13 protein-coding genes, 1 tRNA gene and 2 pseudogenes are annotated in these 15,287 nt (G+C 70.9%); 8 read left to right on the plus strand and 8 right to left on the minus strand.

Features of this window, described 5'->3' with window-relative positions; genetic code table 11:
* The first annotated feature begins 21 nt into the window (after positions 1-21).
* The 3 genes from CP975_RS15950 (at position 22) to CP975_RS15960 (ending at position 3,761) form a co-directional block, all read left to right on the plus strand.
* Positions 22-1,233: an NAD(P)-binding protein gene (locus tag CP975_RS15950; protein WP_150477031.1), complete on the plus strand. Its 1,212-nt coding sequence runs from the start codon at positions 22-24 to the stop codon at positions 1,231-1,233.
* Positions 1,234-1,352: 119 nt separating this feature from the next.
* Positions 1,353-2,369: a zinc-binding dehydrogenase gene (locus CP975_RS15955; RefSeq protein ID WP_150477907.1), complete on the plus strand. Its 1,017-nt coding sequence runs from the start codon at positions 1,353-1,355 to the stop codon at positions 2,367-2,369.
* Positions 2,370-2,462: 93 nt separating this feature from the next.
* A complete protein-coding gene (locus CP975_RS15960) occupies positions 2,463-3,761 on the plus strand; it encodes a GNAT family N-acetyltransferase (RefSeq protein WP_150477032.1) in 1,299 nt (432 codons plus the stop codon).
* 7 nt (positions 3,762-3,768) lie between these two features.
* On the opposite strand, the gene CP975_RS15965 is transcribed toward CP975_RS15960, so the two are convergent.
* The 3 genes from CP975_RS15965 to CP975_RS15975 form a co-directional block, all read right to left on the minus strand.
* A complete protein-coding gene (locus CP975_RS15965; protein ID WP_055534312.1) occupies positions 3,769-4,257 on the minus strand; it encodes a GNAT family N-acetyltransferase in 489 nt (162 codons plus the stop codon).
* Positions 4,258-4,323: 66 nt separating this feature from the next.
* Complete coding sequence (locus tag CP975_RS15970; protein ID WP_055534333.1) at positions 4,324-5,211, minus strand: aminoglycoside phosphotransferase family protein; 888 nt, start codon at positions 5,209-5,211, stop codon at positions 4,324-4,326.
* Positions 5,212-5,268: 57 nt separating this feature from the next.
* Positions 5,269-6,027: a DsbA family protein gene (locus tag CP975_RS15975; RefSeq protein ID WP_055534313.1), complete on the minus strand. Its 759-nt coding sequence runs from the start codon at positions 6,025-6,027 to the stop codon at positions 5,269-5,271.
* A gap of 215 nt (positions 6,028-6,242) precedes the next feature.
* Here CP975_RS15975 and CP975_RS15980 point away from each other — a divergent pair, with 215 nt between their 5' ends.
* Positions 6,243-9,413, plus strand: a complete 3,171-nt coding sequence (locus tag CP975_RS15980; protein ID WP_342787954.1) for a Tat pathway signal protein — start codon at positions 6,243-6,245, stop codon at positions 9,411-9,413.
* Positions 9,414-9,523: 110 nt separating this feature from the next.
* Here the strand turns inward: CP975_RS15980 and CP975_RS15985 are convergent, their stop codons facing one another.
* From CP975_RS15985 to CP975_RS15995, 3 genes and pseudogenes are all read right to left on the minus strand, one after another.
* A complete protein-coding gene (locus CP975_RS15985; protein ID WP_055534320.1) occupies positions 9,524-10,177 on the minus strand; it encodes a class I SAM-dependent methyltransferase in 654 nt (217 codons plus the stop codon).
* Positions 10,178-10,249: 72 nt separating this feature from the next.
* Positions 10,250-10,720: pseudogene (locus CP975_RS15990) on the minus strand (hypothetical protein); the annotation flags it as partial.
* Positions 10,721-11,141: 421 nt separating this feature from the next.
* The gene (locus CP975_RS15995; RefSeq protein ID WP_055534325.1) at positions 11,142-11,501 is read right to left on the minus strand and encodes a hypothetical protein; all 360 of its coding nucleotides are present in this window, start codon (positions 11,499-11,501) and stop codon (positions 11,142-11,144) included.
* A 250-nt stretch (positions 11,502-11,751) separates the two neighbouring features.
* Between CP975_RS15995 and CP975_RS16000 the strand changes: the two genes are divergently transcribed.
* Both CP975_RS16000 and cyaB read left to right on the plus strand, forming a co-directional pair.
* Positions 11,752-12,525 carry a helix-turn-helix domain-containing protein gene (locus CP975_RS16000; protein ID WP_246201531.1) on the plus strand — a complete coding sequence of 258 codons (774 nt, stop codon included), beginning with the start codon at positions 11,752-11,754 and terminating at the stop codon, positions 12,523-12,525.
* Positions 12,526-12,538: 13 nt separating this feature from the next.
* On the plus strand, positions 12,539-13,093 hold the full coding sequence (cyaB, locus tag CP975_RS16005; RefSeq protein WP_055534329.1) for a class IV adenylate cyclase: 555 nt from the start codon (positions 12,539-12,541) through the stop codon (positions 13,091-13,093).
* A gap of 54 nt (positions 13,094-13,147) precedes the next feature.
* On the opposite strand, the gene CP975_RS16010 is transcribed toward cyaB, so the two are convergent.
* Positions 13,148-13,429, minus strand: a complete 282-nt coding sequence (locus tag CP975_RS16010) for a hypothetical protein (RefSeq protein ID WP_199783147.1) — start codon at positions 13,427-13,429, stop codon at positions 13,148-13,150.
* Here CP975_RS16010 and CP975_RS35795 point away from each other — a divergent pair.
* Positions 13,425-13,610, plus strand: a pseudogene (locus CP975_RS35795) (site-specific integrase); the annotation flags it as partial. The gene CP975_RS16010 and the pseudogene CP975_RS35795 sit on opposite strands and share 5 nt — an antisense overlap.
* A gap of 124 nt (positions 13,611-13,734) precedes the next feature.
* On the opposite strand, the gene CP975_RS16020 reads toward CP975_RS35795, so the two are convergent.
* Positions 13,735-13,811, minus strand: a tRNA-Thr gene (locus CP975_RS16020).
* A 210-nt stretch (positions 13,812-14,021) separates the two neighbouring features.
* Here CP975_RS16020 and CP975_RS16025 point away from each other — a divergent pair.
* Positions 14,022-15,158, plus strand: coding sequence for an ABC transporter ATP-binding protein (locus CP975_RS16025; RefSeq protein ID WP_055534335.1), 1,137 nt, complete (start codon positions 14,022-14,024; stop codon positions 15,156-15,158).
* Positions 15,159-15,287 lie beyond the last annotated feature (129 nt).

Raw genomic sequence — 15,287 nt, forward strand, 5'->3', positions numbered from 1 at the left:
CACCCTGAGGGAGCCCGAGCAATGCCACCTGCCCACCGCCCCACAACCTCCACCACCCCCATCCCCACCCCCCTCACCGTCATCGGCGGCGGCTTCGCCGGCCTCACCGCGGCCATCACCGCCGCCGAGGCCGGCGCCCGCGTCACCCTGCACGAGTCCCACCACACGCTCGGCGGCCGCGCCCGCACGGCGGAGGGCCCGTACAAGACCAACGAGGGCCCGCACGCCCTCTACAACGGCGGCCCCCTCTGGACCTGGCTCAAGCAGCGCGACCTCATCGGCCCGCTGGCCCCCTTGCCGCCCCTCGAAGCCGCCCGGCTCCGCTTCCACCACCGCGGCACCCTGCACCGCGTACCACCCCTCGCCCTGCTCAAGCTGCTGCGCCACAGGTCCGAACGGGCCCCGGTGGACCAGGACTTCACCACGTGGGCGACGGGCGTGGTCGGCGAGGAGGGAGCGCGCGCCGCCGCGCACTACGTGGCCGTGGCGACGTTCCACCACGACCCCGGTTCGCTCTCCGCCCGTTTCGTGCAGGAGCGCCTGCGCCGCGCGACGAAGCTGCCCCCCGAGGCGCAGTACCCGCGCGGCGGCTGGGCCCGGGTCATCGACCGCATGGCGGGGCTCGCCTGGAACCTCGGCGTACGCGTGGAGACACTGGCCCGCGTCGACAGCCTCGCCGACGTCCCCCGGAACGACCCGGTCGTCGTGGCGACCTCCCTCGACGCGGCCCGCCGCCTCCTCGGTGACGACTCCCTGCGCTGGGAGAGCGGCCGCACCGCGCTCGTCGACGTGGCGTTCCGCTCCCGCAAGGGCGACGCCTTCGTCGTCTCCGACCTGGACCGGACGGGGTGGGTGGAGCGTTTCACCGCCCAGGACCGCACGCTGGCCCCCGAGGGCGAGCAGCTCGTCCAGGCGCAGATCCCGCTCTCCCCCGACGAGACGAAGCACGACGGCGTGGCCCGCGCGGAGCACCTGCTCGACCTCGGCTACCGCGGCTGGCGCGAGCGGCTGACCTGGCGCCGCGCCTCCGTGGCGAACGGCCGCACGGGCGCGGTCGACCACCCCGGGACCACCTGGCGCGACCGCCCCTCGATCGACCGCGGGGACGGCGTCTACCTGGCGGGCGACCAGGTGGCGGCGCCCGGTCTGCTGACCGAGGTGTCGTTCAACAGCGCGGTGGAGGCGGTGACGCTGGCGCTGACGAGGTCGAGGCTTGACCTCAAGTCTGCTTGAGGTTGAAAGGTGGGGTTCCAGAGCGGCCGCCCGACCACCGGACCGGCCCCGCATCCGAGGAGCCCACCATGCCCGGCACCACGCCCACCACCGCCACCACGCCCACCCCCACCTCCGCCATGCACGCCATCCGCCTCCACGCCTTCGGCCCCGCCGAGAACCTCGTATACGAGGAGACGGCGGCCCCCGTCCCGGCCGCGGGCCAGGTCCGCGTCACCGTCGCCGCGGCCGGCGTGCACCTTCTGGACACCGCGATCCGCGAGGGGATGCAGGGCCCGCTGCCCGAACTCCCCGCCCTGCCCACGATCCCCGGCCGCGAGATCGCCGGCACGGTCGACGAGGTGGGCGAGGGCGTCGACCCGGACCTCCTGGGCAAGCGCGTCGTCGCCCACCTCGGCTTCGCGCCCGGAGGCTACGCCGAGCAGGCCGTCACCGAGGCGTCCCGCCTGCACGTGCTCCCCGACGACATGGACTTCGCCGAGGCCGTCGCCCTCATCGGAACGGGACGTACGACGATGGGGATCCTGCGATTCACCGAGCTGACCCCCGACTCGGTGGCCGTCATCCCCGCCGCGGCGGGCGGCATCGGCACGCTCCTCACGCAGTACGCCAAACACCGGGGCGCCACCGTCATCGGCCTGGCGGGCGGCCCGGACAAGACCGCCCGCGTCCGCGCGAACGGCGCCGACCTCGCCGTGGACTACAAGAACCCGGCCTGGCCCGACGAGGTCCGCACGTACCTCAAGGAGCGCCTCGACGGCCGTACCGCCACCGTCGTCTTCGACGGCGTGGGCGGCGAGGCGGGCCTGGCCGCGGTCGATCTGCTCGGCCCCGGCGGCGTCCATGTCGTCTTCGGCTGGTCGGGCGAGGGCCTGCACGGCGGCGAGGCCCTGACCTTCGACGAGGAGGAGCTGGCCGCGCGCGGCATCACCCAGGTCAACGTCCTCGGCCCGGCGATGACGGCGAAGGTCGGCGGCGACAACCCCGTGCGCACCCTGGAACTCGCCGCGCTCACCGAGGCGGCCGCCGGGCACTTCACCCCGGCCGTGCAGCGCTACCCCCTGGCGGAGGCGGCGGCGGCCCACCGCGCGCTGGAGACCCGCGGCACGATGGGCAAGGTGGTCCTGATCCCCTGACATCCCTCGCCGCCCGGTGCCGGCCCAGTGACCGCGTCGGGGGAGGCGGAAATTCACCTGCTGTCACGGCATCCGGGAACTACCGTCCGTTATATGGATATGGAAGCCGTCCACCCCTCCGCCCCCTCCCCCATTCAGTTCCGCGACATCCCCGAGGCGGGCATCGACCGTGCCCTCTCCCTCGCGTACCTCGCCTTCCACCAGAGCCCGGAGGACGAGAAGCGCAAGCACAACCACGACCTGCTGCTCGGCTGCACCCGCGTCGGCGCCTACGACGGTGACGAACTCGTCGGATTCCTCGCGGCGTTCCCCTTCACGGTCTCCGTCCCCGGCGGTGAACTGCCCTGCCCGGGCATCACGTTCGTCTCCGTGGCGCCGACGCACCGGCGCCGCGGCGTGCTCTCCGGGATGATCGCGGAGCTGTTCGCGAAGGCGGTGGCCGAGGCCTCGCCGATCGCCGCGCTGTGGGCCTCGGAGGACGCCATCTACGGCAGGTTCGGCTTCGGCGTGGCCACCTACGGCAACACCGTGGAGATCGACTCCCGCCGCCCGCTGGCCCTGCGCATCGCCCCGGACGACCGCCCGCTGCGCCTGGTCGACCCGTCCGACGTCCCGGATCTCCTCGGCCCGTACTACGACCGCACCCGCGCCGACCGCCCCGGCCGCCTCGCCCGCACCGAGGCATGGTGGCGCGAGGAGTGGATGGTGACGGAGGACGAGGAGGACGACGAACTGTCCCCGCCCCGCATCGTCACCCTCGGCACACCCGGCAGCCCCGGCAGCCCTGTCGGCCCCGGCACCCCCGGCAGCCCGCCCCCCGGGATAGCCGGTTACGCGATCTACCGCACGAAGGCCCGCGACGACGCCCCCGGCCTCGTCCGCCTCGACGACCTGGAGGCGGACACCCCCGCCGCGGCCGCCGCCCTCTGGCGCTATCTCGCCTCGATCGACCTGACGGGTGTCGTCCAGGCCTGGGGCCGGCCCCTGGACGACCCGCTGCTGCTCTTCGCCGCCGACCGCGACCAGGTGCGCGTCACGGGCCAGTTCCCCGGGCTGTGGGTCCGCCTCGTCGACGTGCGCGCCGCGCTGACCGCCCGCTCCTGGGCGGCCCCGGTCGACGTGGTCATCGACGTACGCGACGACCACCTCCCCGCCAACGCGGGCCGCCACCGCCTGACGGCGTCCCCCGACGGCTGTACGTACGAGAGGACGGACCGCCCGGCGGACCTCACCCTCGACGTACGCGACCTGGCCGCCGCCTACCTCGGCGGGACGGGGACCGACGCCCTGGTCCGCGCGGGCCTCGCCCAGGAGCACACGCCGGGCACGACCGCGGCACTGGACGCGGCGCTGCGCACGGCCCGGCTGCCCCACACCGTGGACGAGTTCTAGGCATGTTCTAGGACGCGGCGGGCGGCGAGCCGAGCGAGGTGAGCGCGTCGTCCGTCAGCCGGTACACGGTCCACTCGTCCTGGGGGCGCGCGCCGAGCGCCTGGTAGAAGTTGATCGACGGCTCGTTCCAGTCGAGGACCGACCACTCCAGGCGCTCGTAACCGCGCTCCACGCAGATGCGCGCGAGTTCGGTGAGAAGCGCCTTGCCGTGCCCGCCGCCGCGCGCCTCAGGACGCACGTACAGGTCCTCCAGGTAGATCCCGTGCACGCCCCGCCACGTCGAGAAGTTGAGGAACCACAGGGAGAAGCCCACCACGTCACCGCTCGCGTCGTCCTGCGCGATGTGCGCGAACGCGGCGGGCCGCTCCCCGAACAGCGCCTCACGCAGCTGCTCCTCGGTGGCCTTCGCCTCGTCGGGCGCCTTCTCGTACGTGGCGAGGTCGCGGACCAGCGCGTGGATGACGGGGATGTCGGCCGGTGTGGCGGTACGAATCATGGAGGCAGGCTAGTCAGCGGCGGACCCCCGGGGTCAACGCCGTCTCACCAGCCGGGCGGCGCGACCTCACCGCCCCAGGAGCCGCCGCGCGGTCTCCATGTGGTCCGGCACCAGCGGCCGCCCGTCCTCGATCTCCCACAGCGAGTTCTGGAGCACCCGCCCGAGCGTCCAGGCGCGCGCACGCTCCCGGTCAAGACCCAGAACCTCGGTCATCGCGTCGAACCGCCACAACACCTCGTGCGGCTCGAATCGGTTGTCGAGGGCCGGCCAGAGGTCGAACCCGGGGTCACCCGCGAGGGGTTTGGGGTCGATGGCGAGCCACGGCTCACGCTCCGACGCCAGTACGTTCTCGAAGTGCAGGTCCCAGTGGAGCATCCGGTCACCGGCCTCGCCCATGACCTCGCGCACCGCGCCCCCGCACCGCTCCACGATCGCGCGTTCGGCCGGGTCGGGGATCGCCTTCAGGGCCCCGGGCAGGTCGTCGACCATCTCGGCCGCGATGTCGCCGAGCCGCCGCATGCCTTCCGGGGCGGGCCCCGCGGTCAGCCGGGCGAGGAGTTCCGCGATGACGAGCACGGCCGCGCGCGTGTCGGACGTCGTCGACAACATCCGCCCCTGGTCGAGGCGTTCGAGCAGCATCGTGCCGGTGCGGGCGTCGTGGTCCAGGAGCCGGACGGCCCCGTCGCCGTCCCACAGCCGCAGCGCGACCGGCTCGCCCTCGGTCTCCTCGTCCAGGACCTGGAACTTGACCACGGCGGGCGTGCCGTCGGCGCGCAGCACGGGCAGCACGAGCGCGGCCTGGCCGTGCATCGGATCCCCGTCGGGTGTCAGCTCCCACCGCTCGGCGAACTCCCGTACGCGCGCGGGCAGTACGTCGATGAAGGCGCGCCCCGCCTCACCGGCGTACAGATGCTGCGACTCGACCAGCCCGTCCGGAACGCGAATGTCGATCACGCCCGCGACCCTATCGACGCGCGCGCGGCCCCGCACATACGTTTTTTTCCACGAACGTCAGGAAATCCCGGCCGCCTTGAGCTGCTTGGCGAACTCCCCCTGGTCGTAGAGCGCCTCCCCCTCGGACTTCTCACCGTCGATGAGGACGGTGGGCGTGGACTGGACCCCGTCCTCGCTGAAGGTCGTCATCGCCTCGCCGACCCACTTCTTGTACGTGCCGTTGGTGACCGCCTTGTCGAAGGCGCCGCCGCGCAGCCCGTCGACCTTGTCGGCGATCTTCAGCAGGAATGCCGGGGTGTAGGCGTCGTCGGTCTCCTCCGCCGGCTGGTTGGCGAACACGGCGGCGTGGTACTGCGGGAACTTGCCCGCCTCCACCGAGGCCCGCAGCGCGTTCGCCGCGTTCACGGAGCCGCTGCCGCCGAGGTTCTTGTCGAGGAACGAGGCGATCACGTACTCGACCTTGACCTTGCCGTCGGCCACCGGCCCGACCAGCGCCTGCGCCCCGCCCTCCTCGAACTTCCGGCAGAACGGGCAGCGCGAGTCCTCGTAGACCTTGACCGTGTGCTCGGCCTTCGGGTCGCCGACGGTGATGACGCCGCCCTTCACCGAGGCGGGCACGTCGGACCCGGGCGCCTTGGACTCGGGCCCCTTGGTCCCGGGCCCCTTGGACTCGGGCGCGGAGGACGAGGACTTCTCGGCGCCACCGCCGTTGTCCTCGTCGGGACCACAGGCGGACGCGGCCACCCCGATCAGCGCCGCGGCGGCCACGGCGGTGGCGACGCGCCCGGCCTTGCGCCCGGCCTTGTGTACGGCCATGAGTTGAGCCCTCCCAATGTTCGAAAAGTTCCGCTCAAAGTATCGGAACGCACCGAAAGCCACCCCCGCCCCCTGCGCCTGCCCAGGCTCTCCAGGCCCTCACGAGCCGTTGTCGGTCCCTTGTGCCACGATCACCCGACCATTCGTTCAGCCTGGGGGGCCCGATGCCTGAACCACATCCCTGTCCGAGATCCACGAGATCCACGAGACCCGCGGTGTCCACCGCACTGCTACTCGCCCTGACCGCGCTGCTGGCCCTGTTGGTGCCGTCCGCACTGCCGACGACCGCCGCCCACGCCGCCGAACCGGAGTGCGCGCCGCTCGCCCTCGCCCCGTTCGGCGACCCGGGCGGTGCGGTCGGCAGAGCGAAGGTCGCGCCCGACGGGTCCGCCTGCCACACCTTCACCGCCACCGAGGCCGGTCTCCACCTCATCCCGCTCGACAGCGGCAACAACAAGACGTACGTCCAGGTAAACGCCGGCGCCAAAAAGATCGACTGCGCCGACGACATCTGCGACCTGCCAGAAGCGGGCGACTACACCGTGCGGGTCTCCAACAACGGCTGGGAGGAGGCCGACACCGCCGTCACCGTGGTGCCGCTCGGCGACACCCGCGGCTGCGCCGAGTCCGTCGGCACCTCATGGGACAGGCCGACCGACCCCCGAACCGCCGTCAGCGCCCTGCAAGTCGGCTGCCAGCCCTTCGACGCCGAGCCCGGCGACCGCGTCCGGCTCACCCACGGCAGCGAGGTCTACGGCGACTCCGCGGCCTGGATCACCGACGCCACCGGGCACCGGATCTGCGACGCGCCCGAGGAGGGCGAGAACAGCTGCGTACTGCCCGGCAAGGGCCCCTACCGCGTCCTGTCGCGCGTCACGTACACCGAGAAGGGCTTCCCCGCCGCGTACGCGGTCAAGGTGCGCCGCCTGAACAACGCCCAGGGCTGCCCCTCCTCCCCGGTGCGGCCGTACGGACCGCTGGAGGCACAGGAGTTCACCAAGACGCCCTGCTTCACCGTCACCGCCGAGAAGGCGGGCCGGTACCTCATCGACTCCGTCAACGGCAAAACCGCCACGGAGAAGCCCGTCCGCGTGTACGACAGCTCCGGGAAAACCGTCTGCCGCACGACCGACGACGGCTGCCACCTGCCCACCGCCGGCACCTACACCGCCGTCCTCGACGGCCCGAGCCCCTTCCACGACACACCGAGCGGCCTGGTCGTCCTCGACAGCGCGTCCGGCCGCGGCTGCGTGAAGGCGGACATGGGCTCGCACCGGGGCGAGTTGAGCGCGGACGGACAGTACGACTGCCTGGAGCTCGCCACGCCCGAGAACGCCCGGGTCGCGGCGCTCACCGCGCTCGACGCCTCCGGGGTCGACCCGGCCGTCGAGGTCCTCGACAGCGAGGGCGTCCGGCGCTGCGGCGCGGAGCGGCTCGCGGCAGGCGACTGCGCGCTCACCGGCACCGCCCCCTACCGCGCGCTCGTCCACGCGGACGGCAACCCCCGCACCGGCCCGTACGCCGTCGCCCTGCACCGCACGGACGCGGCGAACGACTGCCCCGTCCTGCCCGCGGGCAGCTTCACCGCCGACGGCGCGAAGGCCGCCTTCTCCACCGGGAACGGCGTCTTCTCGCGCTGCCTGACCATCCCGGCCGACGCCCACTCCTCACGCGAGGTGCTGCAACTCGTCGCCACCTCCGGTGACGTGCCCGCCAGGTTCTCCGTGCTCGACTCGGCCGGCAAGCGCGTCTGCGAGCGCTACGCCACCACCAACGGCTGGGTGGTGTGCCCGCTGACTCCCGGCACGGCCCACACCGTCCTGGTCACCGGCCGCGACAAGGCCGCCGAGTACACCCTGACGCGGCGCGACGTGACGTCGACGGCCTCGTCCGCGGGTTGCGCGAAGACCTCGGCGGCCAAGGTGGGCGGCCCGTCCGTGAAGGGCCCGTACGACACTCCTGGCTCCCTGCGCTGCCACCAGGTCACCACCTCCGCGGCCGGTGACGTCCTGCACGTCGATGTACGGGACGCGCTGGGCACCGCCAACATCATGGTCCTGGACGGCGACGGCGCGATGGAGTGCTCCTGGCGCAACCGCTCCTGCGCGGTCACCGGCTCCACGACCCACCAGGTCCTCGTGCAGACCCCGGCGAACCTGAAGGCGGCACCCGAGTACCGCCTCGACGCCCTGCGCGTGGCCACCGCGGACGGCCCCGCGGCCGAGTGCGCCAAGGTGCCTTCGGTCGCGTACGGCTACGGCCCCGTCACCGGCACCCTCGACGAGTCGCACACGGCCGTGTGCGCGGTCCTGCCCACGTCGCGGAACGACTTCTTCGATGCCGAGATCAGCGACACCACCGGCTCCCCCGAGAAGGCGGTCCCCGCGCTGTACAACAGCTCCTGGACCAACGGCTGCTACGGCGTCAGCCGCGGGGGCTACCAATGCGGTGTGAACGAGTCCCCCGATACTCCGAAGAAGCCCTCCGTGCTCGTCCTCGGCCTCCCGGAGAAGGCCTCCGCCACCTCCTACCGCGCCACGCTGAAGTGCTCGTCCGCCCGCTGCGGCGACGAGAAGGTCACCGTCACCGGCCTGACGCCCACCACGGCGCCCAGCGGCACCAAACCCACGCTCACGGTGACGGGCACCGCCCTCCACCCCGACTTCACGGTCCGGCTCACCCAGGCGCGCAAGACCCTCACGGCCACGACGAAGTCGGTGTCGGCCGACAACCGCAGGCTGAAGGCGACGCTCGACCTGACGGACATCCCCGCCGGCGAATGGCACATCAGCGTCTACGCGAACGGGCAATACCAGCTCGGCACGTTCACCGTCACCGAACCGGAGCTGACGAACACCACCACACCCAAGATCACGGGTACCGCCACCGTCGGCTCCGAGGTCACCGCCGACCCCGGCACCTGGTCACCCACCCCGTCCTCGTACACCTACCAGTGGAAGGCGGACGGCGAGACCATCGAGGGCGCCACGGCCGCGGCGTACAAGATCCCGGCGAAGTACCTGGACAAGAAGCTGAGCGTCACGGTCACCGCCCACGCGGCTTCGCGGAACGCGACCGCGACCTCCACCCCGGTGACGATCGCCAAGGGCGCCGCGCCCAGGGCCACGAAGAAGCCGGAGATCACCGGCACCGCCAAGGTCGGCAAGACCCTCAAGACCACGAAGGGCACCTGGTCGCCCGCCCCGGGCACGTACTCCTACCAGTGGTACGCGAACGGCACGAAGATCACCGGCGCGACCAAGCCCTCCCTGGTCCTGAAGTCCGCCCAGCACGGCAAGAAGATCACGGCCAAGGTGACCGCACACCGCCCGGGCCACCTCGACGGAAAGGCGACGAGCAAGGCGACCGGAACCGTCACCCGCTAGCCACGAACGGCCCCGAAACACGAAGGCCCAGGTCACCGATGAGATGACCTGGGCCTTCGCCCTGTGGAGCCCCCTGTCGGATTCGAACCCAAGACCTACGCATCGGTGTGTCAGGCTTGCGCGCTGACGATCAGTGTGCCGATGTGCCCTTCCTTCGGGGCGTCGACGATCCGGGCCTCCGCCTCGGCGAACCCCGCCCGGGTCAGGTGCCGCTCCCACACTGCGGGCTTGTAGCTGTACCGGTAAGTGAACATCGCCTTCCCCGCGAAGCCGCCTTTGTACATGCCCTGCGGACCATAGGCGCCCGGGATGGCCGGTGGCTGGGAGAATACGAACACCCCGCCTGGGACTAGGTGCTTGTGGACGAGCGGGAAGAGCCGGGACGGGTCGGTGAACCAGACCGCGCCGAAGATGGAGTACACCGCGTCGTACCGGCCGGTGTCGGTGGCGAGCCAGTCAAGGATCTCCGCGTGCTCGATCCGGACGCCGAGCGGCGCCCACCGCTCCCCCGCCAGCTGCGCCATGCGCGGCGACAGGTCCACGCCGGTCGCCTTCACACCCTGCTGCGCGAGGTGAGCGAGGGCGCGGCCGGTGCCGCAGCCGATCTCCAGAGCCGAATCGGGTGAGCCGAGCAGCTCAGCCCCAGGTCCGTGGTCGGCGTACTGGGTCCAGCAGAATTTCGGCTCCGCCTCGGCGTCGAACGCGCTCTTGGCGAAGGTGTCCCAGAGTTCGGTCTCGGCGGGGATGTCGTGGGGTACGGGCACAGCGGTTCTCCTGGTCGTAGGGAGGCCCCTGCCCTCGGGGAGCCGTGAGGGCAGGGGCAGACTGTAGCGGTGTCAGTGGCTGTCGGGGACCTTGTCGTCGCACGGTGAGCAGTCCGCGCCATCGATGGCCCATAGCTCTTCATCGATGGCCCAGCCCTGGGACCTGAGGAAGTCGCCAGTGCGCAGGCACAGGCCGTCGCTGCGGCGTTCGATGAACGGGGCGTGGTGCTTGTACCGGCCCCCGTTGTACAAGCGGCACACGCCCCACCAGACGGGCGTGTCGAGGATGAGCTGGTGGACGCCGATGTCGACGAGCTTGCCGACACCGAGGTGGACGTCAGGGTTCTCGATCGAACCCATGACGTACATGACCGCGTTGTCCAGAATCCGCTCGGCCATGTCTCGGACCATCGTGTGGTCGCGCAGGAGCAGGGCAACCTCGCGGTCCCACAGGCTCATGCCGGAATCGAAGATGTTGACGGTCAGCTCGGTGATGTGAGGGGCGACCGCGTTGAGGAGTTCCTGCGGGTCCCGGGTGCGGGTGGGACTGCGCCTCCGGTCCGAGGCGCTTGGCCCGCCCGCTGGTAGGGGGCGGGAATCTGGGTGAGGAGTAGCGGCCCGCAGCCCGACAGGGGAGGGCAGACGTAGACCTCGATGCTCAAGTCATGTCCGTCGGAGTGACCTTGGGGCGGGCGGCGGCTCGTCGCAGAACAAGCAAGACCCTCATTCCTCGCAGCTCCCTGCCCGCGCTTCGGCACGAGCCGCCCGCAACGCCTCGCCTTCCGCCTGGAGCTGGCACGGGCACGGGCACGCTTCCTCTGGGGTGAGATAGAGGAGTCACCGTCGATACCGAGGGACGTGCCCTGGGCGCACACGTGGGGGTCGGCCAGGGCCCCGTCGAGGAGCTGGCGCAGGCAAGGACCGCACGGTACGAGAGCCGGGTCCGGGGTCGGCGGTTCGTACTTCACCGGACCGTCCGCATGGCCGTGCGCAGCGCCTTGCCATCGGTGCAGCGGGTGAGGTCGTCGGCGCACTGTTCGCAGCTCTGGGTGTGGTCGAGGAGCGCCTGGTGGATGTGCTGGAAGCCGCAGGGGCGGCGGCAGCAGCGGGGGTACCAGCGGGCGCCGCTGCCATGGGCGTTCACCTTGCGGGCACCGAGGTCGAACGCGGTGGTGTTGTCGAGGACACCCCTACACCAGACGCAGGTGCGGCCACACACCTGCTCCTCGGACAGCCCGGCCGGATCGGGCAGTTCAACCGGCGGCAGATGGAGGGTTCCTGAACCGCTTCCTCCACCGGTCGTCCGGCCCGTAATGTCGCCCATGTCGACTCCTTGTCAGTCGGCCATGCCCCGGGGCCGTTCACCGCGGTCGCCGGGGTCTGTCGATCTGATCAGCCTCCGGCTACAGACCGTGTCAGCGCGATCCCCTGACGGTAATCTCACGGTGAGATGACTTCCTATCCAGTTCTGGATACCCGGGGGCTGCACTATGTCGACCTCTACGGGCCCGATCGATCTGCCTGACTGGGCATGGGAACGCGCGGAGGTTCGCGAAGCACTCCGAGCGCGGGACATGGGCGCCGTCTTCCGGCACGTTCAGCAGTACTCCGGGGCCAGCCAGGCCCGTATCGCTGCAACCGTCGGCATGACCCAGGCCCGTGTCAACGAAGTCATCAACGGCCGAAGGGAGGTGACACGCCTTGCTGTGTACGAGCGCATTGCCGAAGGACTGCTCATGCCCGACGACGCACGCCATCTGCTCGGACTCGCGGCCAGCCGTGAGAGGAGCCGAGGCGGCGCCGCATTCGACTTGGCGGCGTTTCCCGAAGTCGTCCGCGTCTATGAGGCGCAGGCCTCCGCGGCCGAGGAAATCCAGCAGAACGCACGCTGTGCCGAAGAACTGGACATCCTCGCTGTGCGAGGGCTGGGGCTGATCGGCCTGAACGACAGTCTTCTGCGTTCCACCTGTCTGCCGCTAGAGCAAGGCGGGAAGGGTCTGCGTGTTCGCGTGGCGTTGCTTGACCCTGACGGCGAAGCCCTGAAGCAGCGCGCGGCCGAGATCGGCGAGTCGGCTGAATCCCTGGCTAGCGGCGTGCGGCTGGCGGAGGCCCGGCTGCGGGAACTGCACACGGAGGGATGCGATGTGGCGGTGTTCCGGTACAAGATGCTGCCGACATGGCGCCTGATCCGTACCGACGGCACCCATTTCGTGGGCGCGTTCGACGCAGGCTGGGAGGGGCACGAGTCAGCCACGTACAAGGTGATGGCGACACCGCACGGTCCGCTATTCCGCGGGTTCCGGCGGATGTTCGAGGCGGTCCTGGCAGAGGCGCAGCGCACAGTGTGAAAGAGGAGGACGCGTGATCGAGGCCGAGCTGAAGGCGCGGGTCCAGGAGCCGGAACAGGTCATGAGGCTGCTGGACGGTCGCGCACGGGCACGGAGCGAGGTGTACCGGGATACGTATTACGACCGCCCGGACGGTCTCCTTGCCGCAGCCGATGAGGAGCTGCGCGTGCGCACGATTCACGGCGAGGCTGGCACCCGTACTGTTCTGACGTTCAAGGGGGCGGCGGTCGATGTGGCGTCTGGATCCAAACCAGAGCACGAAACCGGTGTCGATGACGCTGAGGCAGCACACGCCATCTTGCGGGGCCTTGGTTACGTCGAAGTCATCGCGTTCGAGAAGCGGTGCCGTAACTACGACTTCGAGGCGGGCGAACGGCGGATGCTTGCCACCTTGGTGAGGGTTCCCGAGATCGAGGGGACGTTCCTGGAGGTTGAGACGCTCGTCGTTGAGGCCGACGTAGAGGCGGCCCTGGACGACATCCGGGGCGTCTTGGCGGACCTCGGTATTGGCGACGAGGATTTGACGCGCGAGGCGTATACGCGCGCCGTCGCAAAGCAACGCAAGTAACCGGCCGGACATGACGAAGGGTCCCCTTCCGCCCGAAGGCGGAGGGGGCCTGTGTCATGGGTACTGGCGGCGGCTCGGATCGAGCACTGTCTGTGAGGCCGGTCTGTCGTCGGGCTCTGGATCGGGGGTGCCATCACGGCGGCACACGAGCGCGTCCGGGTCGTCGGTCGGCGGCTGGGCGCTGTAGCCGTCCGGGCATGACTCCCCGTCCCGCCCCTCTTCGCCGTCGGCGTCCTTCCCCGGCGGGCCGGGCTCGCCCTGCGGCCCCGGCGGGCCCGCGGTGCCGCCCGCGCCTGGAGCGCCGGCCTCGCCGTCCCGGCTGCCGTGAACGGACACCGGGAAGATCTTTACGCGGAAAGACGGGACGTGGCTGCACCTGGAGCCGGTCAGCGACGCGTTCCGAGAAATCTACGTCGCCGCGGACCTTCCCCCGATCAACCTGCGGGACCTGCGGGACCTGCGCCATGGTGCGGCCACCTTGGTGAAGGCCGGCGGCGGGAACATCCATGACGCGAAGGCGAAGCCGGGTGCGCCCCATGCCCGGAACCTGATCCTGGCACCGCCGCTCACCCATCGCTCACGCAGGAGCCGAAAGATGAACGGCAGGTCAGGGACCAAACGCCCCCTGACCTGCCCTGTAGTGGAGCCCCCTGTCGGATTCGAACCGACGACCTACGCATTACAAGTGCGTTGCTCTGGCCATCTGAGCTAAGGAGGCACACGCGGACCGCTACGCAGCGCGCCCCCGCAGTGTAACCAACGACGCCCCCGCCCCCGTCGAAAATTTCCGCGAACCCCGCCGCGCCCCGACTACTGACAGACCACGGACCTCCGGGGTACGGTCACGAGCAGTTCACTCAGGTGGACTACACCACTCCCTCTACTCGGATCGTCCGGCACGTTCCTGCCGGTGAAGGGGGCCCTCACCATGGCCACTGTTACGTTCGACAAGGCGACCCGGATCTACCCGGGTTCCGAGAAGCCCGCCGTCGACGGCCTCGACATCGAGATCGAGGACGGCGAGTTCCTCGTACTCGTCGGCCCGTCCGGCTGCGGCAAGTCCACCTCCCTGCGCATGCTCGCGGGCCTGGAGGACGTGAACGACGGCGCGATCCGCATCGGGGAGCGCGACGTCACGCACCTGCCGCCGAAGGACCGGGACATCGCCATGGTGTTCCAGAACTACGCGCTCTACCCGCACATGACCGTCGCCGACAACATGGGCTTCGCCCTCAAGATCGCCGGCGTCAACAAGGCCGAGATCCGCCAGAAGGTCGAGGACGCGGCGAAGATCCTGGACCTCACCGAGTACCTGGGCCGCAAGCCCAAGGCGCTCTCCGGCGGTCAGCGCCAGCGCGTCGCCATGGGCCGCGCCATCGTGCGCGAGCCCCAGGTGTTCCTCATGGACGAGCCGCTGTCCAACCTCGACGCCAAGCTGCGCGTGTCGACCCGTACGCAGATCGCCTCGCTCCAGCGCCGCCTCGGCATCACCACCGTGTACGTCACGCACGACCAGGTCGAGGCCATGACCATGGGCGACCGCGTGGCCGTCCTCAAGGACGGGCTCCTCCAGCAGATCGACTCGCCCCGCAACATGTACGACCGCCCGGCCAACCTCTTCGTCGCGGGCTTCATCGGCTCCCCAGCCATGAACCTCGTCGAGGTCCCGATCACCGACGGCGGCGTGAAGTTCGGCAACTCCGTGGTGCCGGTCAACCGCGAGGCCCTGGCCGCCGCCGCGGACCGGGGCGACCGCACGGTCACCGTGGGCGTCCGCCCGGAGCACTTCGACATCGTCGAGCAGGACGGTGCCGTCGCGACGTCCCTCTCCAAGGAGACCGAGGACGCCCCGGCCGGCCTCGCCGTCTCCGTCAACGTCGTCGAGGAGCTGGGCGCCGACGGCTACGTCTACGGCTCCGCCGAGGTCGGCGGGGAGCACAAGGACCTCGTGGTCCGCGTCAACGGCCGCCGCGTCCCGGCCAAGGGCGCCCAGCTGCACGTCGTACCGCGTCCGGGTGAGACCCACGTGTTCTCCACCTCCACGGGCGAGCGCCTCTCCGACTGACGCGACTGGCTGGAGCGACTGGAACGCCCAGCGCGGCACCACGCCCGCCCAAGGGGCCCCGCACTTCGGTGCGGGGCCCCTTGGCGTATCCCCCGGCCCCGACCACGTTGTCGACAAATACCCCGGCAC

Origin of the sequence: Streptomyces alboniger (genome assembly GCF_008704395.1) — a bacterium.
Classification (GTDB): Bacteria; Actinomycetota; Actinomycetes; order Streptomycetales; family Streptomycetaceae; genus Streptomyces; species Streptomyces alboniger.